26 protein-coding genes are annotated in these 25257 nt (G+C 36.2%); 4 read left to right on the top strand and 22 right to left on the bottom strand.

All coding sequences use genetic code 11. The annotated features are described in order from the left end of the window. Positions 1–223: 223 nt before the first annotated feature. Positions 224–793: a spore protease YyaC gene (yyaC, locus tag WMO42_RS10490; protein ID WP_022502451.1), complete on the top strand. Its 570-nt coding sequence runs from the start codon at positions 224–226 to the stop codon at positions 791–793. Between the two features lie 3 nt (positions 794–796). On the opposite strand, the gene WMO42_RS10485 is transcribed toward yyaC, so the two are convergent. From WMO42_RS10485 to WMO42_RS10475, 3 genes are all read right to left on the bottom strand, one after another. Continuing rightward, positions 797–1888 carry a hypothetical protein gene (locus WMO42_RS10485; RefSeq protein WP_055306944.1) on the bottom strand — a complete coding sequence of 364 codons (1092 nt, stop codon included), beginning with the start codon at positions 1886–1888 and terminating at the stop codon, positions 797–799. Between the two features lie 19 nt (positions 1889–1907). Then, entirely contained in the window at positions 1908–4193 is a 2286-nt protein-coding gene (locus WMO42_RS10480) for a hydratase (protein WP_022502453.1), read from the bottom strand. Between the two features lie 68 nt (positions 4194–4261). Next, entirely contained in the window at positions 4262–4678 is a 417-nt protein-coding gene (locus WMO42_RS10475) for an HIT family protein (RefSeq protein WP_349153873.1), read from the bottom strand. A gap of 142 nt (positions 4679–4820) precedes the next feature. On the opposite strand from WMO42_RS10475, the gene WMO42_RS10470 reads away from it, so the two are divergent. Then, positions 4821–5651, top strand: a complete 831-nt coding sequence (locus WMO42_RS10470; protein WP_349192232.1) for a hypothetical protein — start codon at positions 4821–4823, stop codon at positions 5649–5651. Here the strand turns inward: WMO42_RS10470 and WMO42_RS10465 are convergent. From WMO42_RS10465 to WMO42_RS10410, 12 genes are all read right to left on the bottom strand, one after another. Beyond that, a complete protein-coding gene (locus WMO42_RS10465) occupies positions 5635–6627 on the bottom strand; it encodes an SCP2 sterol-binding domain-containing protein (RefSeq protein ID WP_022502456.1) in 993 nt (330 codons plus the stop codon). The genes WMO42_RS10470 and WMO42_RS10465 overlap by 17 nt on opposite strands. Positions 6628–6736: 109 nt before the next feature. Then, a complete protein-coding gene (locus WMO42_RS10460) occupies positions 6737–8383 on the bottom strand; it encodes a DUF6382 domain-containing protein (protein ID WP_022502457.1) in 1647 nt (548 codons plus the stop codon). Further along, entirely contained in the window at positions 8383–8784 is a 402-nt protein-coding gene (locus WMO42_RS10455; protein WP_022502458.1) for a TadE family protein, read from the bottom strand. The genes WMO42_RS10460 and WMO42_RS10455 overlap by 1 nt, the downstream gene beginning before the upstream one ends. A gap of 32 nt (positions 8785–8816) precedes the next feature. Next, a complete protein-coding gene (locus WMO42_RS10450) occupies positions 8817–9287 on the bottom strand; it encodes a hypothetical protein (protein WP_022502459.1) in 471 nt (156 codons plus the stop codon). 15 nt (positions 9288–9302) lie between these two features. Further along, positions 9303–10157 carry a hypothetical protein gene (locus tag WMO42_RS10445; RefSeq protein ID WP_349192229.1) on the bottom strand — a complete coding sequence of 285 codons (855 nt, stop codon included), beginning with the start codon at positions 10155–10157 and terminating at the stop codon, positions 9303–9305. Between the two features lie 102 nt (positions 10158–10259). Further along, positions 10260–11987, bottom strand: coding sequence for a DUF5702 domain-containing protein (locus WMO42_RS10440; RefSeq protein WP_349192228.1), 1728 nt, complete (start codon positions 11985–11987; stop codon positions 10260–10262). Further along, positions 11984–12181 carry a Flp1 family type IVb pilin gene (locus tag WMO42_RS10435; protein WP_022502462.1) on the bottom strand — a complete coding sequence of 66 codons (198 nt, stop codon included), beginning with the start codon at positions 12179–12181 and terminating at the stop codon, positions 11984–11986. Before WMO42_RS10435 ends, WMO42_RS10440 begins: the two co-directional genes overlap by 4 nt. Before the next feature lie 268 nt (positions 12182–12449). Beyond that, positions 12450–13595, bottom strand: coding sequence for a hypothetical protein (locus WMO42_RS10430; RefSeq protein ID WP_349192226.1), 1146 nt, complete (start codon positions 13593–13595; stop codon positions 12450–12452). 67 nt (positions 13596–13662) lie between these two features. Continuing rightward, complete coding sequence (locus tag WMO42_RS10425) at positions 13663–14337, bottom strand: type II secretion system F family protein (RefSeq protein ID WP_022502464.1); 675 nt, start codon at positions 14335–14337, stop codon at positions 13663–13665. A gap of 64 nt (positions 14338–14401) precedes the next feature. Then, positions 14402–15637, bottom strand: coding sequence for a CpaF family protein (locus tag WMO42_RS10420; protein WP_349192224.1), 1236 nt, complete (start codon positions 15635–15637; stop codon positions 14402–14404). 57 nt (positions 15638–15694) lie between these two features. After that, a complete protein-coding gene (locus tag WMO42_RS10415; RefSeq protein ID WP_022502466.1) occupies positions 15695–16705 on the bottom strand; it encodes a hypothetical protein in 1011 nt (336 codons plus the stop codon). A 50-nt stretch (positions 16706–16755) separates the two neighbouring features. Continuing rightward, complete coding sequence (locus tag WMO42_RS10410) at positions 16756–17250, bottom strand: A24 family peptidase (RefSeq protein ID WP_055177515.1); 495 nt, start codon at positions 17248–17250, stop codon at positions 16756–16758. Between the two features lie 157 nt (positions 17251–17407). On the opposite strand from WMO42_RS10410, the gene WMO42_RS10405 reads away from it, so the two are divergent. Further along, positions 17408–17659, top strand: a complete 252-nt coding sequence (locus WMO42_RS10405) for a YaaL family protein (protein WP_090140389.1) — start codon at positions 17408–17410, stop codon at positions 17657–17659. Positions 17660–17869: 210 nt separating this feature from the next. Continuing rightward, complete coding sequence (locus tag WMO42_RS10400; RefSeq protein WP_349192222.1) at positions 17870–18946, top strand: glycoside hydrolase family 25 protein; 1077 nt, start codon at positions 17870–17872, stop codon at positions 18944–18946. A gap of 3 nt (positions 18947–18949) precedes the next feature. Here the strand turns inward: WMO42_RS10400 and WMO42_RS10395 are convergent, their stop codons facing one another. The 7 genes from WMO42_RS10395 to rapZ form a co-directional block, all read right to left on the bottom strand. Beyond that, on the bottom strand, positions 18950–19468 hold the full coding sequence (locus WMO42_RS10395) for a nucleoside recognition domain-containing protein (protein ID WP_349153864.1): 519 nt from the start codon (positions 19466–19468) through the stop codon (positions 18950–18952). Next, complete coding sequence (locus WMO42_RS10390) at positions 19465–20043, bottom strand: nucleoside recognition domain-containing protein (RefSeq protein ID WP_349153863.1); 579 nt, start codon at positions 20041–20043, stop codon at positions 19465–19467. Before WMO42_RS10390 ends, WMO42_RS10395 begins: the two co-directional genes overlap by 4 nt. 55 nt (positions 20044–20098) lie before the next feature. After that, on the bottom strand, positions 20099–21034 hold the full coding sequence (gene nudC / locus WMO42_RS10385; RefSeq protein WP_349192220.1) for an NAD(+) diphosphatase: 936 nt from the start codon (positions 21032–21034) through the stop codon (positions 20099–20101). A gap of 91 nt (positions 21035–21125) precedes the next feature. Further along, positions 21126–22073, bottom strand: a complete 948-nt coding sequence (locus WMO42_RS10380; protein ID WP_055177505.1) for a GTP-binding protein — start codon at positions 22071–22073, stop codon at positions 21126–21128. A gap of 97 nt (positions 22074–22170) precedes the next feature. Beyond that, positions 22171–23349, bottom strand: a complete 1179-nt coding sequence (locus WMO42_RS10375) for a CobW family GTP-binding protein (RefSeq protein WP_022502474.1) — start codon at positions 23347–23349, stop codon at positions 22171–22173. A 70-nt stretch (positions 23350–23419) separates the two neighbouring features. Then, positions 23420–24364, bottom strand: a complete 945-nt coding sequence (whiA, locus tag WMO42_RS10370; protein ID WP_022502475.1) for a DNA-binding protein WhiA — start codon at positions 24362–24364, stop codon at positions 23420–23422. Then, positions 24364–25248: an RNase adapter RapZ gene (gene rapZ / locus WMO42_RS10365; protein WP_022502476.1), complete on the bottom strand. Its 885-nt coding sequence runs from the start codon at positions 25246–25248 to the stop codon at positions 24364–24366. Before rapZ ends, whiA begins: the two co-directional genes overlap by 1 nt. Positions 25249–25257 lie beyond the last annotated feature (9 nt).

The following is a 25257-nucleotide window of genomic DNA, read 5'->3' as shown; positions in this document are numbered from 1 at the left end:
ATTAAGCAATAGACACACAACAATACATTCTGACAGCGCACATATGTATTGCCGCATTAGGTATGTCCACTTTTGATATTTGCATAATAGCACCATAAACTTAAGAATTTTATCATAATATGTCGGCTGGATAATTTAATTTTATTTTTTGTAATATTTTTTGATGCCACTAAATATATTATCTTAAAAATATATTGCAAATTGTGCGAAGAAGTGAGGTCTTATGAATTATTATTTTGATTCTTCCAGCGAAAAAGCTGCTTTATTATTAAGCATACGACTTAAGTCAATAATAAACACTAAGAAGAAGCCTAATCAGGAAATCATAATTCTATGTATTGGCAGTGACCGCTCAACCGGCGACAGTCTTGGACCTCTTATTGGGTACAAGCTAAAGAAAGCACCTCAATGTGGATTCTACATATATGGAGATTTAATGCACCCTGTACACGCAGGCAATCTTCAACTATATATAGACAAAATCAATGAAACCTTTGTTGATCCTTTTATTATTGCGATTGATGCTTCTCTTGGACGTGAAGAACATATCGGACTTATCACTTTAGGAGAAGGTCCTTTAAAACCTGGACTCGGGGTCAAAAAAAAGCTGCCTGAAGTCGGAGCTGTTCACATTACCGGAATCGTTAATTCTTCCAGTAATTCTAATCACTCCATACTTCAGACAACCCGTCTTTACCTTATAATCCAGCTTGCTGATGTAATATTTAACGCACTCAATGCACTGCTTATATCGGGCAATATATTAATTATTACCCCAAAAACTATAGCCTGATGGTTATTTCCTATTCTTGTATACAGCCATTGCCTGCGAAATAGTCTGTGCTTCTCCTGAACTGATAATATTATCAAGTTCTGTTAAGCGCTGGACATTAACAAATTCTTTACCAAGATAAGCTTCATAATTAGATGATATATATATTCTCTGCTGTTTGATGAGGTCATCTAACTTCATATATTCATCTTTCTTCTTGGCAAGTTCTTCTCTCATAAGATTAAGCTTATCTAAGTATCTGCCCTCTACCTCTTTAACAAGGTCCGGCTTTACAGTTTCTTCAAATTCCCTTAAAGCATTCTGCTTCTCTTCCTCGGTCTTTTTAATATTATCACCGATAGAATTAATTCTGTTATCAAAGCTTTCAAGCCCATACATAGCTTCGTCTTTATCTTTCTTGATTGAATGTTGTGTCTTTTTGATTATTCTTTTATTATCCCTTATCTTATACCTGGTATCCCTTGCCGCCATAATAGTATCCTTATGTGCAAGTATAAGGTTAATATATACGCTTCTTCCAATTATAAGAAGTAATATTCCCATCACGCCAGCATATATAACCGGTACATATGCTGGTATGACTGGTAATAAATATAATGCCGCAGGTATTAATGCAAATACTATGAGCAGAAATAAAGTATACACTAATACATCTCTGACTTTTCTTGAAATATATAATGCCATAAAAAATGAATTATTAACAATACGAGGTATATTCTCCTGAATAAATGCTTCATTAATCTCATTCTGAAGGCTCTTATTCTCAGCTCTTAAAGATGCTGTCTCAGAAGCTATTCGCTCTTTAATCCCCTGCATCTTAGCTTTATCTCTGTCTGCCTGAACCTGCTTAATTGTGTCTTTATCCTGTGAAACCGCTTTATCATAACCTGCACATATAGAGTCCGTACTTTCACTTATTCTTGACGAAATCTCATCTTCCATAGCTTTAGTGGTGCTATCTATCTCCTTGGTTATATCCCTGATACTTACTGACATACGCTCAAGACGTTCTTTCTTTTCAGCGTGTTCATTAATATCGCCAAGAATCTGCTCTAAAACCTGCTGGTCACCATTGAGTATATTCTGTTCTGCCATTATCTGCCTCTATTTTATATTAATGGTTTCTGTAGTAGTTAATAAGACATCCGTCAAGAATTATCTCACGCTCATCATCTGTAAGCTCATCCATTTTAAGTTCAAATTCTTTCATATCTTTGTTAACTACATATGCTTTCATTGATGTAGCCTTATTCTTAACCGCATCAGCTATCTTAGGTATAAAGATATAATCTCCATTAGTAAATGGAAGTTCTCCCTTATCTATTATAAATGGAAGCATACCCCAGTTAATAAGGTTAGAACGGTATCTCTTAGTAGCGTACTCATTAGCTATATTAGCCCATCCGCCAAGAACCTTCTGACATGATGCTGCCTGCTCTCTTGCCGAACCATCACCTGGCTTAACTGCAAATATTGTGCTTCCAACACCAACATTTTCTTTGCTTACATCATAAGTTTCTTTAATCTTATGCATAATATCTCTTAACTCTGGAAGTGCTTCTCCCATACATTCGCCAGCTTCTCTTGCTTTCTCTGCCTTCTGTACTTCTTTAGCACGTCCAACATATGCTGGGTCTTTTCTTGAAAGAGCAAATTCTGCAAGTCCTAAAGGATTAGAACGGTATGATGATGTCTCTCCTGATGGGATAAGTTCATCTGTTGTTGTAACTGGGTCGTGAATTTCTGATACAACCTTAATGATTAAGTTCTCTGGGAGTGCTACCATCTCTGGCCAGTCCTTAATATTAGGTCCAAACTGTATTTCCTGTTCTGGGTCTGCTACACCCTTGCTGTCAAATACTCTGTTAGCATATATAGCACTATCAAAATGATATGTTGGTCCTGTGAATTCTACATCACAATCTGTAGCTGCTGTAAGGAAGCCCTTATTAGCTGCTGTAGCTGCAATAGATCTTGCATCCATAAGTGCAACTGATGATATCTGTCCATTCTGTAACTTAGAACCTTCTCTGTTAGGGAAGTTTCTTGTAGAATGTCTGATAGAAAATGCGTTGTTTGCAGGAGTATCACCAGCACCAAAGCAAGGTCCACAGAATGCAGTCTTAACAATTGCACCTGTCTCCATAAGGTCAGCAAGACGTCCATTTCTTGCAAGCTCCATATATATAGGTGTACTTGCTGGATATACGCTTAATGTGAACTCGTCTGCACCTATTGAATGGCCTCTTAATATGTCTGCTGCCGCACAGATATTCTCAAATCCACCACCTGCACAACCAGCGATAATTCCCTGATCTACATAAAGCCTGCCATCTTTAATCTTATTAGTAAGCTTGAAGTCTACCTGTCCGTCAAGACTTACAAGTGCCTTCTTCTCTACATCTCTTAAAATATCCTCAAGGTTAGCATTAAGTTCATCAATAGTATATGTATTACTTGGATGGAATGGCATTGCTATCATTGGCTTAATCTTACTAAGGTCAACATATACAACTCCGTCATAATATGCGACACTGCCAGGATTAAGTTCCTTGTAGCTCTCGCTTCTTCCGTGTATATCATAGAATTCCTTAATCTTTTCATCAGTTCTCCATATTGATGAAAGACAAGTTGTCTCTGTTGTCATAACATCAACGCCAATTCTGAAATCAGCACTTAAGTTAGACACACCTGGTCCAACGAATTCCATAACCTTATTCTTAACATATCCGTTAGCGAATACCTCACCTATAATTGCAAGTGCAACGTCCTGAGGACCTACGCCCTTCATTGGCTCACCTGTCATATAGATAGCTACAACACCCGGCATATTAATATCGTATGTCTTATTAAGAAGCTGTTTAACAAGCTCTGGTCCACCTTCACCCATTGCCATAGTACCAAGTGCACCATAACGTGTATGGCTGTCTGAACCAAGTATCATCTTGCCGCCTTCTGCAAGCATTTCTCTTGCAAACTGGTGAATAACGGCCTGATGTGGAGGTACATATATTCCGCCGTATTTCTTAGCACATGTAAGTCCAAACATATGATCATCTTCGTTAATTGTTCCACCTACTGCACATAAACTGTTGTGACAGTTAGTAAGTACATAAGGTATTGGGAACTTCTCAAGTCCTGATGCTCTTGCTGTCTGTATAATTCCTACGAATGTAATATCGTGTGAAGTCATCTTATCAAACTTTATCTTAAGCTTGTCCATATTATCTGATGTATTATGTGATTTAAGAATTCCATAGGCAATTGTATTCTTTGCCGCCTCTTCACTTGTGATATTACTGCCTGTCTTAGCAGCTACCTGTGCTAATGCTGTCTGGCTATCTTCAATAATTTCTGTTCCATTAATGAGATATGCCCCACCTTTGCTTAACTTAACCATTGATTATTGTTCCTCCTGAATATTATATATGTTATTAAACATCTAGCTATTAATTATATGCTTATATTTTATAAATAAGGTGTAACCTTATTCTTTATAGCATTAATAACATCTTCTTTAGCTTCTCCCGGCTTCCAGCCTACATTAACTGTATCATTCTTATATCTAGGAATGATGTGCATATGAAAATGGAATACCGTCTGGCCTGCTGCCTCGCCATTATTCTGTACTATATTAAGTCCTTCATAATCCAATGACTGTTTATATGCTTTGGCAATCCTTGTAGCAACCTTAAATACATGAGCTGCTGTATCTTCGTCCATAGAATATATGTCATCATAATGGTTCTTTGGAAGAATTAAAACGTGTCCATCTGATGCAGGACCTGCATCAAATATAACTTTTACAATATCATCCTCATATAATGAATTAGTTGGTATGTCTCCATTAGCCAGCTTGCAGAATATGCAATCATCTTTTTTCATAGAGCATATCTCCTCCCATTTATTATTTACTTATTTTATGTTTCAGTATATACTCGTATAATAACTTAAAGCAAGGTGGATTACAATATTATTTGCTTTAAAAGACAAAAAAGTACAGCCAAATGGCAGAATGGGGATTGTAATGCTAACTTTTAACGAATATACAACTATATCCAATAACTGTAGTGATAATAAACAGTTATCTGATGCAATTAACAGCGTATGCAGTGCCGCCCTTGAAGAAAGCTCTGTAATCTCTCACGAAATCAAGAACCAGGCAGCCTATTTAAAAACCTGCTACCAGCTTCTTTCAAGCCGCAATGATGAACTTCGCAGTAACAAATTCTGGAATAATATGGGTTCAACAATAGATGAACTTGTTAATTATCTTGAAAGAACATCTATCTACAGATACAGCTTCAAGCAAAGCGAAACGGTAAGCTGTACTCTATCTGATATCATTAACAACATTAATGAATATATCAAATCAAGATACAATGGTCTTATAGCCCTTGATACTTCTGATATCAGCCTGGAATGTAGTTCAGCTTCAATATATGCCAGCTCTCATTATCTTAATATTGCCTTAAAAGAAATCATTGATAATGCTTACGAAGCCGCCAGTGAGCGTAACTGTAACAATTGTATACTTATATTGTCCGCTATAATGTCACCTGACATTAAAGATAAGCTGATTCTTTCAATAGGAAGTAATAAAACCAATAACGGCAGCTCTATTTACCAGCCTGATAATATCAGCTCCTGCATTAACAATGACATTAATGATAATAACTGTAACAGACCTGGACTTAAAAGTAAGCTCTGCAAGCCTTTCTACACAACACACAAGGGGCACACTGGTCTTGGTCTTTCAATTGTGAACCAGATATGCCTTTTAAGCGGCATTGACTGGAATATCATATCCGATAATGATGTAGTAACTACAGTTTTCGCTTTTAATCTTCAAAATTAAATACTTCGTCTAACATTCTTAATGTTCTGAAATTACCTTTGGCTGTCATATCTCCAGTCATAAATGCCCTGTGGAATGTAATTCTCCCCTGAACTATGCGGTCAAAGGTTTCTTTAGACATTTTACCAATAACATCAGCTTCCATATCCTGACCAAACTCTACTGTAAGATTGCTTCCCTGAACATTAACTATAATATTCTTATCCTTATCGCTTATCATAAACATATACCTGCCATTATAATTAAGCTGTGGCTTAAAATGATTTCTGAATACGCTAAGATAATAATCATCTCCACCATTCTGTTCATCACTAAGAAGTTCTTTATATATGCTTGCAAGTGACTCTATATCCTCTTTCTGTGTCTTAACAAATTCATCATCAGATGCATACTTAGATAGCTGTTCACTCTCCTGAGGTGTGAAATTAACAACCTCTTTAATAACATTCTTTCTTATAGTCTGACTGCTTGAAGGAAGATTTCTTAAGCCCTTTGATATGGTTCTGTATATATTTTCAGCATATTTTTCGATTATCTCTTTATATTCGTTATTAAATTCAAAATCTGTTGTATCGTCTACATAAGCACTTAATGACTCGCCTACAACTCCACCTATTATCTCCCACGAATTGCTGAGTGCTGTAACAACTTCACGTTCTCCATATGCTCTTGACATAACCACCGGAAACATATACGTAGATGATGTTCTGCTCTTGTCTGCATATAGCCAGCAGGAGTCAAGAAGTGTCTGCATATAGCCTCCCATACCAACCCACTCAACTGTAGTAGCAAACACAACTCCGTCTGCCTCAACTACTGACTGCGAAAGAGTTGTAATTGTATTCTTTATCTCATAAAGATTATACCTTGTAACGTGAACATTAAGTTCCTCTAACACTTCCTGGATTCTGTTAATAACGACAATTGTCGGGTCATCTACAAGACCTCGTCCACCATAATATATGTTTACATTCATATAATTAATATCCTCCCAAATATACCTGTTATCAATTAAGCTTTCCGATAATTGTAACACAAGTATTAGATTTTGGCGACATTTACTGTACTGACTTTATACACTTACTTTATACTATACTTACTTTGAACTCATACGCCGCAAACTTTAATATATCTCCATTATTAATATTAACTCTTGTATGCACCTTCAGTCTCTCACCATTAATATAAGTACCATTAGTCGAATTCATATCCTCTACAAAGAAACCTTTATCGCCATACGAAAAACAGGCGTGAAGCTTACTTATAACCGGATTGTCTATGTATACATCAGAAGCTTCCCTGATGCTTCCAACTGTGCAGGGAAACTTACACAGACCAATGGTATTATTAACATTATCATATTCTCCATTATCAGGTCTTACATCAGGAAACAAATCATCTGTCAGACCTTGAAGGCAAAGCTTATTATTCTTATTATCTTCTTCTGCCAGTGATTTAAGATAGTCACTTAAAAGAATTGTATGCTCACATTCTTCTGCCCTATTATCTACATTTCCCTCATTATCTTTAATAACCTCTGCCGTTACAAGCTTATTATCAATCTCCTCGTTAAGGTCAAAACGATACGGAATTTCGTTGACATTTTCTGACTTCGCCTGCTTTAAATCTCCAACAAGCACACCCGCCTTATCTGCAATATAGAACAACACAATTCCAGCTATAAGTAATGCTGCCGATACAACTGTATCCAGCTTTACAACCGCATAACTACGAAACAAAAGACTTGCCGCTGAGTTATATAACAATAAAACTGCCACTGCCTTTAATATAAGCTGTGTCTTTTTGTCAATGCATTTATTATGCTCTTCAACACCAACTGGCTCCGGTCTTACCGCTGATAATATCTTCCCATTAGCATATGATCTTTTATCTTTAATATCTGTATGCGGCTCATCAGCACTGCTTCCCTTATTAATATTTCTTTGGGAACTAAAATCCGGTACACTATCCGATTTTCTTCGGAATTTAGAATTGACGGTGCTCTCATTATTATTTGCACCCCTGCAATTTACCACACTATCAGCATTATTGAGAACCTTAGAGCCTGCCATTCCCTCTGTATTATTGATAATATTAGAATACTCACCACCCTCCGCCGTATTATCAGAACCACTTTTATCCACCGAATTACTTTCATCTTCATTATCTTCAAATAACTGCATAAGATTATATGGTGTGTAATCTCTTACGAGAATTCTCTGGTACGCTTCATAGAATTTTACAAGTCTTATTTTTTCAATTGAATGGTCAAATCTTTCTAATATATATTCATACAGGCTTCGCATTTTCCCATAAAAATCCGTATTATTATCCAGCAGGGAATACATAAAATACACTTTCTTATCTACTAAAGAAATATATATACATCCTGGGTCTAATATTACACGATCAAGATTAAGCATATATTCATTTACAACTCTTGCCATCTTAGATATGTTGCCAAGCAATGACTGCACATCAGACATATTAACCTTGCCATATTCAAGCAATGTGCTTAACTGCTGTTTTGAAGTTATATCATAATATATACATTTTCTTGAATTAATCTCGTTAATGGAAAATTGAAGAAAATAATCAGGCCTGTTTCGCATAAGCATTTTCATCTCATACTCAACCAGCTCATTGCTATCAGTTATATCAACCACCGCATAACTTATATTATTATTTCTTTCATATTTAATGCTTAAATCCTCACCACAATACTGGCTCATTATCCAACCACCTCCATAAGAGCATTTGTCTTTCGTATCAACCGGGCATTATCTATTTTATTTACATTTTCACTAATATTACATATATCTGACATACCTGCGTAACTTCCTATAACCGGAAAACTGGCACTACACACTATGCTTTCGTCCTGTTGATATACCCTGTCATCATATATATTTATATCCCGAAGGAACATAGTCCTGTCTGCCGCATACCTCTCTCCTCTTTTTATCAGCTCTTTCCTTGCAGTAATATCACTTTCCTTTTCATACTCTATCGATATCTGACTCACCATATTCCTTATGATTATCCTATCGTGCATATAAATCCCAACACTTATCAGTGCAATAATTATCATTGTAAATATCGGAACAATAATTGCATTTTCTACTACTTTCATACATCTCTCCATTTCTTAAACACTGACAACTGTTACTGTAATAAAGTTCTTAATATAGTTCCACCACCAATAACACAACACACTAATGACACCAACAAAAATGGTATATATGGCATAGACGTCCTTAGCTTCATTCTTCCTCCTGCTATCAACGTTCCCCCGGCGATAATTATTAGAAACATAGATAACAACACTGTCTGTATCGTTATATACATTCCTTTAAGCACAGTTATATATGCTATTACTATTGCATCAGCCTCACCTGTTATATGTGTGATCCGTGCAATAATATAAAGACCTGCTCCTATAATAACTGCCGGAATATAATAATCTCTAATCAATAAATGTAGCTCTAATTCACTTCCATCAATAACGTCTGCTAAATGCAGCATAATAATACCAGCTCCCATAACCACAATACTTATAATGTTAATCTTTCTTCTTTTTATATCTGCGTATGACATCGCCGCAAGCCATATAATCAAATATAATGTCTTTAACATCTGCTCCCCCCTGTCTTATTCCTGACACTTTTCGCACAACCTGCGGTCACTGACACTGTCTTTACTGACTTTCTGAATATTTCTTTTAAGTTCTGTACAATTACGCGAGCTGTGGTATCTTGTCCCATATAATGTATAATAAATTGATGTTGTATCTTTTGTCTGTCCGCAATGTTCACACGAATAATATTTAGCACCCGAAGCATTCCTTAAAACATCCATACATGACCTGTCAGCCTCCAATATGTATCTTAACAAATATGTACATTCCTTATTAGTATGATATACTTCGCCCCCGGCTGTAATGTACACATATTCTTTATCTGACACATTTCCTGCAAAATTATCTTTATCCTCCCCAAGCCACGCATTTATCCTCTTTCTGTCGGTAACTCTTATTGTAGACAGACCAAATATATCAAAAGGATTTTTGATACTGTATGTAAGCTTTATATCTATAACTGAATTGTTATTTAATATCTTAGAACTCATAAACATAATTCCGGCATTACCACCCATTATGTTATGGTCAGCAGCATAATCTGTTCCTATCTCGTCTATAAGCAGTCGTCTTATTGTCTCTGCCACCATTCCCTTTGGGACATTTCCACTATTTTCATAAACATATACATAGCCTGCACATTTTCTTAATGTCACATAAAAGGCATTGTTGATGTGGATTCGCACTGCTATAACCTGCATAATAAACATAATTGACATAACAGCATATATAAACAGAGGAATTACAATTGCTCCCTCCACACTTGCCGAAGCATTTAAGTTATGTGCCTTGCTACACTTTATGGTTCTTGATAATATTCTATTAATTACTGGCGTTATTAAATTCCTGTAGTTATGGATTGTCCGCATAATACTATGCACTCCATTTTCTTTTTTCTGCGGGTAAATCTTATCTTTCCTCCCTTCTTAAATATAATCAACCAACTTATTCTGTGTAGAAAGGCACATTTGCTAAATATAACTGTATGACAGCTTCTGCCTGTACACACTGCCTGTTCCATTCATCTTAAAATGTGCAGCTCCGAAAGCTGCATATATGTAATTCTTCATTCTGAATCCGCTGTGCCCATACATAATCATTCTTAATTCCATTAATGCTGCAATGCGGTAATTTCTGTCCGATTTGTTCATAAACATAATTAACAGCTTTAAATATTCTTTATAACCAATACCATTATCCCTGCCATTTTCCTCAACTTTATTATTATTCACAGCCTCATATGATGTAATATTATTTATCAGGGATTGCAAATTCAGCTTTTCATCTACTAATGAACTTAGCTGTAATATCCAGTTATCCCTGTTCTTAATAAGAGCTATTGTTTCTCCTGCCAGCAATTTTCTTAACTCAACTATAGATTCAGCGTATGCCCATATCGAAACAATAATGTACTGCACAAGCCTGACTGCCAGATCACAGCCAGTAACTCCCACCAGTGCCGCCGCCAGCATATAAGCCTCTGACATCTTATCCTGTGAACTTATAAGATAAGATAGGTTAACACCCTCTCTTATAACAGCTAACTGATTAATTACCTTGTATACATTCTTTCTGTCATTATGTTCACCTCCAATAATATATTCCATTTCATAATCTAATAAAGCACTGCTTCCTGCTCTGTCATTATCACCCAGTGATGTGTCCGTATAACAGATAAAATGCTTCGCAACATATTCCGTGCTTAATACATTTTTCTTTAATGTATCTTCATTCCTGCTTGCTTCGATGCTTCTTTTTATTTCATCTTTATTTATAAAAGAAATGTCACGGCTCTTAATGTATTCATCTGCAAGCTCCTGTATTTCTATATATTTGTTAGAAATCCTGCCTTCTGTCACAGTCTCACAAATTCCTGACTTCAGGTATTCATACAACTGCCATACTGCATTTAACGAAGTATTAATCTGTTCTTTCTGTCTATCTTCATACTGCATATCACCATCATCAGACTGCTCTAACATATCAGCCAGATCCTTTTTTAAGTTTTCATTATCTTCCATAAACTGCTCAGAATATGCCTGTGCCTCACTTAAATTTTCACCACATCTAACATACTTACATTCATTATCAGCTTGAACAGACTCTTGTTCTTTATCATTCTGGACATTCTCCTGTTCTTCGCCACTTAGAATAGACTGTTGTTCTTTATCAAGCACATTGCTATACATTCCATATTCCATAGCCTTAACAATCTGCTCCTCGACACCATATCCCTCATTATCTGTCATATACGAAAACATATTAAAAGCACAATCTGATAAGCTTATATCTGGTGAATAACTGCTTATATTTTCGTTAATATAACTGCACAGTTTATTATTGAGTATGTCCGATTTATTCAATGCAAATATATTAAAATCTTTAAGCAGCTGGTTATTATAACTTGCAAATACTGACTCCTCCGACAACCTGCAGCTCTGTTTAACAACAGTATAATACCCTGATTGCAGTGATGACTTAATGCACGTTGTAATCAGGGAAATCACAACCATTAATACCATTGCCGCCATAACTGTCAATTGTGCCGGCAATGATATATGTAAAATGTCCTTATTACACATATCACTGCTCATACCACAACCAGCATTATATATATTATGGACATCACAATTAACAGCATTACGTATATTATGGACACCATAACTAACAGCATTATTGCCCCTACTGACAGCTATCATATTTTGTTAGCCTGGGAAGTCATCTTTGATAAAAGCTTATTGACTAATGATGTTATCTGGCTTTTAAATATTATTACAAGGCCAATCAGAACAACTGTAATAAGAACTATTTCGACAACACCCATTCCATCTTCTTCATTCCAGAATTTCTTAACTGACTTTATTATTACATTTTGTGCTATTCTATTTCCCATATTTATCCTCTTTTCTGCGTGCATTTCTTTCTAAAAATTATACATTTTCCTACAAGGCATACATTTTCTCCCAAAAATTATACATTTTCCTACAAGGCATACATTTTCTCCCAAAAATTATACATTTTCCTACAATGTATATATTTCTCCTTAAAGTTATGTATTGCTTCCTGAAAGATTAGTATCCTGCACGCAACGATACCAATCTTCACATAAACAGAACTTCTACCTGTTCTTGTAACTTATTTTTATGACCTGTCCTGCATTTTTACACTTGAAAGCTTATGACTGCTGGCACCATAACAATTATCATTACCACTATCAACAGCATAAACATAGGCATTAATAATCTTGTTGCTGCCTCCTCTCCTTTCTTAACTGCAAGGCTCTTTCTTTGTTCAAATGCATCATAGGATTCCTGATATAATAATTCTTTTAACTCTTTTGTTCCTTTCTTTATATTAGTCTGTAATAGTGATGCTAATTTCAGGTATTCTCTTGTCTGACATCTATGTCCGAATTCTTCATAAGCCTTATACTCACTTATACCTGACTTTATCTGGCAATCTGTTATATACATCTGCTCATACACAATTCTCTCATCTTTAGCACTTTTCTTTTTCCTCATATAATCTTCTATCATCTTCTCCCACGCCCTGCGTACTGTCATTCCTGCACCAAGCAGAAGCGTAAGCTTGGATATAACCTCTGAATAGTCATACTGTAACTGCTTCTGCCTAAGCTTTTGTTCCTCTTTAGCTTTGGTTTTCTTCTTGTAATAAATAAGCACTATAACAGAAATTACAATCATAGCTGCAAATAAAAGATTATTCTTACTTCCTGTCTGTGATTGCACATAGGCATATGTAACACTGGTGTTGTTTATTGTATCCGGCAGTTCTATAACAGCTTTATCCTCATTTTCATTTAATGCGTTGTCTATAATTCTTTTAAGTGTCTGCTTATCTGTCGTTAGCATACTATGCGGATTTTCCCCTAATGATTTAACATTAATATCTATTACTCCGTTTCTTGTATAATCTTCATACGACATTACATAATTCAATGCTGTTTCTACACTTTCACCTGCACCAATATTTTCGTTATATACCGTTCCGTCATAATCTATAATCCGGTAATCTTCCGGATATATATGTATATTGACAATCCCATTACATAAGCTGTCAGGGAACTGAATTGACATAACAATATTATCCAGTGAATCATTATCTTTTTGCAAAATATCCAGCAATTCATCATATGCCCTGTCAAAGCAGGACATCGTTTCCTCATAAGTCATCTTTCTTGGACTAATAACTGTATCTATGCTTATAGTAGTTCCACTATTCTCATCTTTAACGTCAAGCGTTATCTGTTCAGGTTCTTCACCCGGCTCTGGTCTTTTTATTTCCATTTGTACACTCCACTTATCTTATATATTAAATCACTCCTCATATTATCCACCTGCCGTATCATATGTATCATATATTTATGTCTGTTATTTTCTGTGCCAGCATAACTGCGGCGGCATATATCAGAAGGCATATTGTCATAACTATAATTCCCATAACATTGCCGTAAAGAACATCAATATATTCAGGAGATGTTAATCTAAGATATAATGTAATCACCAGCGGCATACATACCATAACTCTTTGCTCAAGCCTCTTTCCTGTAATTATTGTATCTATCTGCTGCTGGACTTCTGCCTTTTCGTGAATTATATGCGAGGTCTGCTTTATAATTCCTATTACATCACCTCCGCTCCTTTTCGCATATCTGAATATTTCAGCAAAATATTTTATGTCATCCAGATTGGTACTTGCTGCATAATCGTCTAATATATCTTCAAGATTTTCATTTCTTCTTATTCTGTTCACAATCATATTAAAATCTGCAACAATTACTGCATTTTGTCCATACAGCATAACCAGTTCCTGCAATGCCTCTGCAAATGAATTCTCAATTGAGTAACCCGTATTCAACGCAAATGAGACTGCCTGCATCCCATCTCTGAACTGTCTTATAAGCTCATTATCCTTCTGATACCTTTCATTAAACCTCTGCTTTTTAATATGATAAATAACATAAGGGCTGAATATTATTACTGGAATTAAACTATCATAAAATACATAAGAAACAGCAGTTACTATCAATACTGCCTGCAAAAGATAAATGTAATCATTCCTACCAGATAGATGTGCCCGTTTAATAAATTTATTAAGATTTACATTGCATTGTTCCTGTGTCTTTTGACCACTCAAGCTTTTCAGTATTCTTAAGGCTGTTATTCTGTCTTTTAAGTGTGCCAATAATATTTCCATTTTTATCTTCGCCCTCCTCAACGTACTTATATAATGGAACAAGTTCAAATTCATTATTCTTATAACCACATACTTCTGTAATCTCCCATACCTTTCTTGTCTTATCCCTCATTCTTTTTAAATGGACAATTATGTCTATTGCAGAAGCAATCTGCCTGTCAATAGCTTCTGCTGGCATATCTATTCCCATAAGAACCATTGTCCTTAATCTTGTAAGCATATCCTTAGAACTATTACTGTGTCCTGTTGACAGGCTGCCATCGTGTCCTGTTCCCATTGCCTGTAACATATCAAGAGCCTCCTCACCTCTTGTTTCACCTACAATTATTCTGTCAGGTCTCATTCTTAGGCTTGACCTTATAAGATCTCTTATTGAGACTTCATTATCACATTCCATATTGGACTTTCTTACTTCAAGTCTTACAAGATTGCCAACCCCCTGTATCTGCAATTCAGCCGAATCTTCAATTGTAATAACCCGCTCATCTTTGGGAATAAAATTAGACAGTGCATTAAGAAATGTTGTTTTACCACTTCCTGTGCCACCAGAAACAAATATGTTGTAACGGCATTTTACAAGTAATTCAAGAAAATCTGCCGCTTCCTTAGTTATAGAACCTAACTCAATTAATCTGTCAATATCTATTGGCGTATCATAGAATTTTCTTATCGTTATGACTGGTCCATCTATGGCTATCGGCGATAATACCATATTCACTCTTGAACCATCAGCCAGCCTTGTATCTACAATAGGTATCGCTTCATTAATTGTCTTATTCGACATCGCCGCTATTCTCTGTGCTATATCTTCAAGCTTCTCTCTGCTTTCAAATTGTTTATTCCATTTAGTTATCCTGCCTTTCTTCTCAATAAATATATCTTTATACCCATTAATCATTATCTCTGTTATATCATCATCTTCCAGTAACTCCTGTAATATATCAAGACGTTTAATTGAATTATAAAGCTGCTGCCTTAAAAGTTCCCTGTTATGGACAGATATAGCCCTATGCTGTGAAATCTCATATATACATACATCTATTACCTTATACAAATCCTCATCGGACACGTCCAGATTAATATCAAGCTTTTCATAGACTTTTTGTTTTAATTCAAAGAATAATTCTTCCATAATGCCTGCTATTCATACTTACTCCCTATGCTATGCTTAACTTCTTCTATGTCATTTCTACACCATATCTAATAAAGAACTTACATAACCATACGCATCTGTATACATAATTCTTTTAAGAAAACCCTCATCCATTGTATCCTTCATCTTAAGATTAATTCTCATCATTCTGTCAACAATAGCTTCCTTCCCGCTTTCAATAAAATATCTTTTCAGATTATTAAATCTGCAATTCTCTATATAATCTCCACTGTCAGATATATATACATTACTGCATCTTCCCATAATGCTCCAAGGCTTGTTAATTCCCTCTGATATATTAACAACAATATAATCATATTTTAAATTATGTGCCAGCTCATCCAGCAGACCACTTATAAGCCTGTCATTAACATACGATATATCATCAGCACATACCACAGCCGGTATATAGTCAAATAACTCATTCGCCTTTATACATTCTCTAATCTGCTGTGTAAAATGCTCTCCTGCCTGCTTAAACATATAGAATACATCTGACAGATTACTACACCCGTCAGACATCATAATATGCTCAATGCCTGAGAATTCATCAAGATTGATAAAAAGTGTCCGTCCCTTTTTAGAATATGCCGCCGCAATAACCATTGCCAAAGTCACTCTTAAAGTCGAATTAAAGCCATACACTCCGATATATCTGGTAATATCCTCAACCCTCTGCGTTCTATCTGGTCTTTGTCTTGTAATTGACCCTAAAAGCTGGTAAGCTGGCTGGTATTTGCACACACCGATAAGCCCTTTCTCTTTCTTATCATTAATAATTCCTGCTTCTTTCTCATCTTCACACAGAACAATAACGCTGTTATCATCTGTCTTAATATCCTCATGATTAATGCCATATGTGTATTGTTCTTCATTAACCATTAACACATCTGTCTTATTAGCTAAAATGTATCTGTTAAACTCCTCCTCTTTGGTAAACACTTTAGCCCTGTAGGGAATATCCTTACTGTCGTTAATTATTCCCATAAGCCTTTTGGCATAACTCTCATCATCGTCATATATCACGCATATATTATCTTTTGCCAAATACACTTTCCTCCATACACTATATAATCTTAATTACAGTATCTACAGCTTTATGCTTTAATATTTAATACCACCATAATTGCCGCTCCAAGACACAAGGCATATGTATAATGAAATCTATGTATTGTATGTCTTCCCTGCTTTATTAAAACATTATCTCTTATACATACACCCTGTCTGCCTTTAATTACGCCAACATTCTCTAATACACCTGTTAATACACCACATACCATAGCCGCACATATCAACCTCACAATATATGTAACACCAATCAGCAGTCCGCACACAGCAAGAAGCTTAACATCTCCTGCACCTACGCCGCCAAATATATACACCATATACATAATTGCAAAACCTGCCATACCGCCATATATATACCCTCTCACATCACCTCCATACATCAGGCTTCCCATATTAATAACAACACCAATAACCATTCCTGCAATTATAATTCTATTCGACACCTTAAAACGTCTGTAATCATCAATCACCGCCATCATTATGATAATAAACATAGCGGCGTATCTTATGTACTGCTCTGTCATATTCTCTTTAATTCTCCCATATCTTATCAGACAACTTTATATATAAATTGCCACCACAATACAGTTGTCTTAACTCTATTATTCTATTTAATGTATAGAATTACCAATTACTGACTATACTTATAAAAAAAGAGGAAACGAGGTAATTCTATTGAAAATGTTCAGCAAGAAAAAAAATCCTGCTACATATGATGAAAAATATCTTGTTGAGGAAATTAATATGACAAAGGCTGCGCTTAGTGCCGCATATGCCAACTTTGATAACGCAACTGACCCAGACCTTATAGATTGTTATATATATCAATTGAATTCTGAGCAGAAACGCTATAAATACCTTCTTCAAAAGGCTAAAGAATCAGAAATATATGCACCCAACATATATCTTATGCAGGCATCTGATATACTCTAAATATGTGATGTATATTAAAAATATGGTGTACATTATATATACTATTTATTTAGTATATTGTCAATATGTTTTCTTATATTTTTTATATTTTTCTAATACAATTACTACATTTTACTATTTGACTTTTAAATACAGCTCGTTTACACTGTAGTTATCATTTATTTATATGCGGTTACACATTAATGTACTATAAAGAAAAGAGGGATACCTATGGATAATAATTTCAACAGCCAATCTGATAACAGTTCAGATTGGAAAGCTAATTCCAGACAGAAGAATAAAAGCAGGACTGGCGGCAAAAGCAAATTATCTGTATTGACAATTGTTCTGCTTGTTACTGCCATCGCTTCAATAATAGCCAATATTGTCCTGCTTGTTACCGACTCCAAGAGAACTGCTGATACTGTAGCAAGAATTGAGGACAAGGACATTGAAACTGCACGCAATACTGAGAAAGACGATATGCTTAACCTTATCCGAAGCAGATTTGAGAGCGGTTCATCTACACTCTCATTATTAAAAGAACTTTATCCTGACAACATAGTATATGTCAATAGAAGTGGTAATTATGTATTTGCCGATATTAACCCTAAGCTTGCCGCAAGCGAATATGATAAATCAGCCTTTGCCCGCAATGATAAGGGATTGATGACTTATTCAGGAACTAATGCCAAGACATATACAGGAATTGATTTATCAAAGCACAATTCTGATGTGGATTTTGCCAAGGTTAAAGCCGCCGGTGTGGATTTTGCTATGATTAGATGTGGCTACAGGGCTTATGGCTCAGGACTTCTTGTGGAAGATAGTTCATTTAATACTTACACAACTAATGCTATCAAGAATAATATAGATGTCGGTGTATACTTCTATTCACAGGCTCTTAACAAAGAGGAAGCTATCGAAGAAGCCAACTATGTACTTACTCTTGTAAAGCCTTATAATATTACATACCCAATCGCTATTGACGTAGAAGCTATAGAAAATGACAGCTTCCGTCAGGAAAATCTTTCGGCTAGTGAATTAACTGACGTAATAATCGCATTTTGCGACACAATTAAAGCTGCTGGATATACTCCATTAATCTACAGTAATCTTTTGTATTTTATGGATAATGTTGAACTTGAAAGACTTGAAGGTTATGATAAATGGTTCGCCGGTTATCAGACTGCCTCTCCATATTATCCCTACAAATACGCTATGTGGCAGTATACAAGCACAGGTTCAATAAATGGTGTATCAGGCAATGTAGACATCAATATTGCTATGAAAAATCTGAAAAAATAATAATTAACAATAACGCGCAAGAATGACACTCGCAGCTATGCCTGCCGCTGTTGCAATTAATGCACCAGCAAGTGTCCAGCGCGTTTTTTTAATGCGAGCCGCCATATAATATACTGACATTGTGTAAAATACTGTTTCTGTACACCCCATAAGTATAGATGTTATAAGTCCTGTATATGAGTCTGTTCCGTACTGCTTGAATATATCAAGGCTAAGTCCGGTTGCAGCTGACGAACTGAACAGCCTTACTATAATAAGCGGCACTATGCTTGCCGGTATTCCAAGCTTTCCACACACACCGCTTAAAAGTTCAGCTATAAAATCAAGAAATCCAGAAGCTCTTAATACTCCGACCGCAACCATAAGCCCAATCAGTGTAGGTGCTATTGAAACCACTGTCCTCATTCCATCCTCTGCACCATTTACAAAGTTATCGTAATTATCACTCTTTTTGTACATTCCATATCCAACAATAATCAATATGACAAGCGGCATTATATACGCTGAAATCTTAGTCATCATCGCTCCCTCCTTGTCATAACCCTGCAAAATATAACAGCCGCAAGCGTGCTTATAGTTGTTGCTATTATTGAGGGAAATAGTATTGCAGTCGGGTCAGGACTTTTGTACTGGCTTCTGTATGCTATTATATTTACTGGAATTAACTGAATTGAAGAAATGTTAATCACAAGAAATGTACACATATCACAGCTTGCTATATTCTTATTCTCATTAAGCACTGCCATCTCTTTCATAGCCTTTATTCCTGCCGGTGTAGCCGCCCAGCCAAGTCCAAGAAAATTAGATATCATATTGGTAACTATATAGCCAAATGCTTTGGAGCTGCTTGGAACCCCCGGAAACAGCCATTTTATAAGAGGCTCTATCATGTATCTGCACTTGTCTATAAGTCCTGATTTTTCTGCTATTTCCATAAGACCGCACCAGAATGACATAATACCGAACATAGTTATACATAATGTGACAGCTTCCTTGGCGGAGGCAAATGCCCCCTGCGTGACACTTTCTATATTACCTGTGATAAGGGCGTATACTATTCCTATGATAATCATAAAGCCCCATAACCAATTAAGCATAGAACCACCCCACATATGTTTGGGATAATTCTATGCTTAATAATTATGTATTATTCTAATTAGACTGAATAATTGTATGCTCTTTTTTGAATTTTAATATCATCTCTCTTGTAAGACTTATTCCATCATCTTCTAAGTCAAGGTCGTCTGCCTTAACCCAGGTTCCAAGTGATAATTCATCTTCCTGCAATGTGATTTTATCATCACCATCAAGCTCACAGAAAAACCCTGAAAGCAGTGAACCGCTAAGTCCCCAAGGCTGGCTCTTGTAATATTTAAGGTTCTTGACCTTAAGTCCTACTTCTTCCATTACCTCACGCCTGACTGTCTGCTCTATCGTCTCTCCAGCCTCATTAAAGCCCGCGACTAAAGCATAATTCTTATATGTTCTTCCTGCATACTTTGTAAGCAGTACTCTGTCGTTATCTGTAACTGCCACGATAACCGCAGGACTTATCTTTGGGAATACCATATTGCCACATACCGGACACTTTACCATACGCTCTTTATTATCGTGTATTGTAGGTCTGCCACATCTTCCACAATAATGATTGTCCCTGTACCAGCCATATAGATGATATGCTGTTATCGCAGCAAATGCTGTAGCTTTCGGTTTAGCTTTCCTAAATGAATCTACCCCGACAAATGAAAATCCTTCCACTACCGATGTATACTCTTTATGCACTTTGGAATCTGCCATTTCACCAGCATATTGACCTCTTAATAATTCGCCTTTTCTCTGTGCAAGAAAATATTTCGTATCATCTACAGATAAAAGGTATGTAAATGAATAATTATCAACAGAATCTTTTAATATGCCTGTCTTTATCCCCTGTATGAACTGCTTGTACAGTGGATAAGTTAATGTATCTTCTTTAATATACTTCGCAAGAAGTGATGAACCCTCAAAGAAGAAGATTACATCATTATCCTGCGGACTGCATTCTACATATTGGTTATCAAGTCTATTAGGAAATATATCCTGTATCATTGTTCTCTCCAGCCGTATTACTAATTGTTATATATGTCCGATTTATTCAAAAATGTATAATAGAACATTCCATTTTCTCTACACTGCAATCCTAGAAATAAACCATCTCTTCCACTGGTGGCTCTGCATTTTCAACCTTTTCTACATAAAGAACAGGTCCTTTCTTCTTGTATGCCATCTGGAATTCATTCTTGATTGTTGCTGTAACCATTATCCACTGTCTATTCTCTAAAGAAGCAATGTTATTATAAAAGCTTATATAGCCAATAAACTGTGTATCCTCAGCACAGCATGTCATAACCTTTCGTCCTGGTACAAAGTTCTTATCTTTGAAATATTTATTCTTTAATACCTGACCCTTAAATCTTACTTTCTTGCCAACATATACATCTGGTCTTTCTGATACATCCATATACCATATTCCATAATCAGCATCATCAACCTCGATAATATCCGCATTAACATCATAAGGAAGCTGTTCTGCAATTGACATCATCTCTCCCTTATCGTCCTCAAATACAATCTGAAGTGTGTTATTAAGTGCTCTCATACTTCTTCTGTAGCTTCCAAGATCCATACCTGACTTACATCTGTTAAATATAACCATATCTGTATACTTAACAGTCTCTGCAATTATTGATCTCATATTGTTCCACTGAAGATTGAATGCTGTAGCATCAATAAGTGTTATTGACTGGTATATCTCCCAGCCTCTTGGCTTAGCTGTTCCCATAAGAAGGGCTGGATCCCACATACCATTATACTCAACAATTACTATCCAAGGGTCATACTCTTTATCAAGTTCATTAAGCTTGGCTTCTGTTAATTCTTCTTTTTCAAGAACTACCATATCCACACCATTATCTTTTAAAAGCTTCTCGCTGTATTCTTCTTCGCCTTCCTCACATACGATAAGGAGCTTATTCTTTGCCTCTGCAAACTGTCCCATTGCTATAGTATCTGAGATAAATCTGGTCTTGCCACTATCTAACTGGCCATTTATTAAAAATATAGGAATCTGATACTCTTCCTGTGCCATTATATGTCCTCCATCTATTCTAACTATATATAACACTGGGGGCTTATGCCCCCAGTCTGTGATGTCTGCGGATTGTCCAGTACTTTAACTTCCGCAATTATACATTAAATAATTCTTTAAGAGCAGCTTCTTTTAATTCTGCTCCTATTACACATATTCTTCCTGTAAAATCAGGCTTACCTTCCCTGATTTCATATTCTTCTGGTACAAGGTCAAAGAACATCCACTTACCATCTGTGCAAGGAAGCATACCCTTAGCTCTTAAGATGTTACCATAATCATCTGTCTCAGAAAGCTTTCTTAATATCTCTGAAAGTTCTTCCTTGTCATACTTGTTAGGAGTTTCTACGCCCCAGCTTGTAAATACTTCATCGGCGTGGTGATGACCATGCTCGTGATGATGTCCACAGCCACACTCGCCATCGTGATGATGATGTTCATGCTCTTCATCGTGGTGGTCATGTCCGCAGCCACATTCATCATCGTGATGATGGTGATGTTCGTGTTCTTCATCGTGGTGGTCGTGTCCGCAGCCACACTCGCCATCGTGATGGTGATGTTCATGCTCTTCATCGTGGTGGTCGTGTCCGCAGCCACACTCGCCATCGTGATGATGGTGATGTTCGTGTTCCTCTGCAACCTTTGCTGCTGCCTCTGCAAGCATTTCAAGTTCAAGATTAGTAACATTTTCCATAGCATCAAGTATCTGCTTGCCATCAATATCATCCCAAGGAGTTGTTATAATATGAGCATCCTTATTAAGTGATCTGATAAGTTCAATATCTGTCTTTAACTTGGCTTCTGACACATTCTGTGTTCTACTAAGAATAATAGTTCCAGCGTGCTCAATCTGGTTGTTAAAGAACTCACCAAAGTTCTTCATATATACCTTTACCTTAGAAGCATCGGCTACTGTTGAAGCACTGTTTAAACGGATTTCATTCTCAATATGAAGATCCTTTACAGCCTTAATAACGTCTGAAAGCTTTCCAACACCTGATGGTTCGATAATAATTCTGTCTGGGTGGTACTTCTCAACAACTTCCTTTAAAGATGTTCCGAAATCACCAACTAAAGAACAGCATATGCAGCCTGAATTCATCTCTCTGATTTCAACGCCTGACTCCTTTAAGAAACCGCCATCAATACCTATCTCGCCAAATTCATTTTCTATAAGCACAACCTGCTCACCAGCAAGTCCTTCTTTTAAAAGCTTTGCAATAAGAGTAGTCTTACCTGCTCCCAAAAATCCTGATATAATATCTACTTTTGTCATATTATCCTCCATTCTGTCTATACATTTAACTAATAATTTACCTTACCTAATTTTTATTATACGCTTGTTGTCAATCCCCTCTTTCAAGTCTTAACTGTTCTGCGTATTCGCTTATCTTTCTGAGTCTGTGATTGACACCCGACTTGCCAACAGGCGGGTCTAACAATGCACCTATATCTTTAAGGTTCATATCCTCGTGTTCAAGCCTTACCTCGGCAACCTGTCTTAAGCTGTCCTTAAGGCTTCCAAGACCAACTGTATCCCTTATATATATTATGTCCTTAGTCTGCTTTACCGCAGCGGCAACCGTCTTGTTAAGGTTCGCAGTTTCGCAGTTAACCTTACGGTTCACGTCATTACGCATTTCTTTAAGAATCATAACATTGTAGAGATTCATCTGCGAAACATATGCTCCCATAAGATTAAGCACATCTGTTATATTACTGCCTTCCTTCATATATACTATATAATCATTCTTGCGGACTGTAATCTTAGCATCAAGCCCGAAGAATATAAGCATATCACACAGGCACTGTGCATCTTCTTCATAGTCGCATACTATTTCATAATGATAGAACTTATTAGGATCGCTTATAGAACCTGCCGCTATAAATGCACCTCTTATAAATGCTTTCTTACAGCAGTCCTTCTGCACTATTCTTGGGTCAACAAATACAGGTTCAATATTATCAAATGTTTCATCAGCCCATTTAAGTGTCTGCAATATTTTAGCGACATATTCCTGATTTTCTATTCTGATTGTTGTGTCACGACTGCTCTTTGAAACATATATTATATCGCCTGTATCAATATCAAATATCTGCTCTAATAATACTATAAACTTGTATCTTGCAATCTCGTTCTCAGTAGACATCTCTATCTGCATTCTTTTGCCCGATGCTCTCCTGATACGTCCTGACATTCCCATAATCGCAGCAAATTCAGCTATCTGGCAGTGTCTTGCCATATCAATTCTGGTGCTTAATTCTTCTTTAACATCTGAAGAAAACGACATTACTTATCTCCCTTTCTCTTAGCATCTTTGTCTATATCACGATGTTCAGCTTTACAGCCATATGGTGTACTTGCTATTCTTGCCGCCAGCTCATTGGCAAGTGTTACTGAACGGTGCTTTCCTCCTGTACAGCCAACAGCTATAACAAGGCTTGACTTGCCCTCTTTTACATAGTTAGGAAGAAGAAATTGTATAAGATCATCTACCTTATTAAGAAATTCTTTCGCCTCTGGTGCTTTCATTACAAATGACTGTATTGGTTTGTCATTGCCTGTAAGCGGCCTTAATTCTTCAACATAATATGGATTAGGCAGAAATCTTACATCAAATACAATATCTGCATCTACTGGTATTCCGTATTTAAAGCCAAATGACAGCACAGTTACAAATAAATTGTTATACTCCTTACGTTCAAGAATTATCTTCTGTAACTCCTGCTTTAATTCTCTTGTAAGAAGCGTACTTGTATCAACAATATAATCTGCCCTCTGCTTAAGGAACTTTAACTGTTTCCTCTCAAGCTCAATACCTCTGTCAACTCGTCCGTCCTTCGCAAGCGGATGTGTCCTTCTCGTTTCTTTATAACGCTTTACAAGCACTTCGTCACTAGATTCAAGGAATAATATTTTATAGTTATACTGGCGTTTTTTCATATAATCAAGTACGGACTCGAACTCTGCAAGAGAATGTCCGCTTCTTATATCAACGCCTAATGCTATATTATTATATCCGTTATCCTGTTCCTGACAGTCTGCCAGCTCCGCAAATTTAGGTATAAGCGATATAGGCATATTATCAACACAATAATATCCCTCATCTTCAAGCATATTTAATGCTGTTGATTTACCTGCACCTGACATTCCCGTTACAATAACTATCTTCATAAGTTCCTC

The sequence above is a fragment of the Lachnospira sp. CLA-JM-H23 genome, assembly GCF_040096425.1.
Taxonomy (GTDB): domain Bacteria; phylum Bacillota; class Clostridia; order Lachnospirales; family Lachnospiraceae; genus Lachnospira; species Lachnospira rogosae.
The sequence above is the reverse complement of the archived record's forward strand: the minus strand, read 5'-3'. Positions and strand labels throughout refer to the sequence as shown.

Coding starts and splice junctions, on each gene's coding strand:
- yyaC (WP_022502451.1), top strand. CDS start 224: ATGAATTATTATTTTGATTCTTCCAGCGAAAAAGCTGCTTTATTATTA.
- WMO42_RS10485 (WP_055306944.1), bottom strand. CDS start 1,888: ATGGCAGAACAGAATATACTCAATGGTGACCAGCAGGTTTTAGAGCAG.
- WMO42_RS10480 (WP_022502453.1), bottom strand. CDS start 4,193: ATGGTTAAGTTAAGCAAAGGTGGGGCATATCTCATTAATGGAACAGAA.
- WMO42_RS10475 (WP_349153873.1), bottom strand. CDS start 4,678: ATGAAAAAAGATGATTGCATATTCTGCAAGCTGGCTAATGGAGACATA.
- WMO42_RS10470 (WP_349192232.1), top strand. CDS start 4,821: ATGCTAACTTTTAACGAATATACAACTATATCCAATAACTGTAGTGAT.
- WMO42_RS10465 (WP_022502456.1), bottom strand. CDS start 6,627: ATGAATGTAAACATATATTATGGTGGACGAGGTCTTGTAGATGACCCG.
- WMO42_RS10460 (WP_022502457.1), bottom strand. CDS start 8,383: ATGAGCCAGTATTGTGGTGAGGATTTAAGCATTAAATATGAAAGAAAT.
- WMO42_RS10455 (WP_022502458.1), bottom strand. CDS start 8,784: ATGAAAGTAGTAGAAAATGCAATTATTGTTCCGATATTTACAATGATA.
- WMO42_RS10450 (WP_022502459.1), bottom strand. CDS start 9,287: ATGTTAAAGACATTATATTTGATTATATGGCTTGCGGCGATGTCATAC.
- WMO42_RS10445 (WP_349192229.1), bottom strand. CDS start 10,157: ATGCGGACAATCCATAACTACAGGAATTTAATAACGCCAGTAATTAAT.
- WMO42_RS10440 (WP_349192228.1), bottom strand. CDS start 11,987: ATGATAGCTGTCAGTAGGGGCAATAATGCTGTTAGTTATGGTGTCCAT.
- WMO42_RS10435 (WP_022502462.1), bottom strand. CDS start 12,181: ATGGGAAATAGAATAGCACAAAATGTAATAATAAAGTCAGTTAAGAAA.
- WMO42_RS10430 (WP_349192226.1), bottom strand. CDS start 13,595: ATGGAAATAAAAAGACCAGAGCCGGGTGAAGAACCTGAACAGATAACG.
- WMO42_RS10420 (WP_349192224.1), bottom strand. CDS start 15,637: ATGGAAGAATTATTCTTTGAATTAAAACAAAAAGTCTATGAAAAGCTT.
- WMO42_RS10410 (WP_055177515.1), bottom strand. CDS start 17,250: ATGACAGAGCAGTACATAAGATACGCCGCTATGTTTATTATCATAATG.
- WMO42_RS10405 (WP_090140389.1), top strand. CDS start 17,408: ATGTTCAGCAAGAAAAAAAATCCTGCTACATATGATGAAAAATATCTT.
- WMO42_RS10400 (WP_349192222.1), top strand. CDS start 17,870: ATGGATAATAATTTCAACAGCCAATCTGATAACAGTTCAGATTGGAAA.
- WMO42_RS10395 (WP_349153864.1), bottom strand. CDS start 19,468: ATGATGACTAAGATTTCAGCGTATATAATGCCGCTTGTCATATTGATT.
- WMO42_RS10390 (WP_349153863.1), bottom strand. CDS start 20,043: ATGCTTAATTGGTTATGGGGCTTTATGATTATCATAGGAATAGTATAC.
- nudC (WP_349192220.1), bottom strand. CDS start 21,034: ATGATACAGGATATATTTCCTAATAGACTTGATAACCAATATGTAGAA.
- WMO42_RS10380 (WP_055177505.1), bottom strand. CDS start 22,073: ATGGCACAGGAAGAGTATCAGATTCCTATATTTTTAATAAATGGCCAG.
- WMO42_RS10375 (WP_022502474.1), bottom strand. CDS start 23,349: ATGACAAAAGTAGATATTATATCAGGATTTTTGGGAGCAGGTAAGACT.
- whiA (WP_022502475.1), bottom strand. CDS start 24,364: ATGTCGTTTTCTTCAGATGTTAAAGAAGAATTAAGCACCAGAATTGAT.
- rapZ (WP_022502476.1), bottom strand. CDS start 25,248: ATGAAGATAGTTATTGTAACGGGAATGTCAGGTGCAGGTAAATCAACA.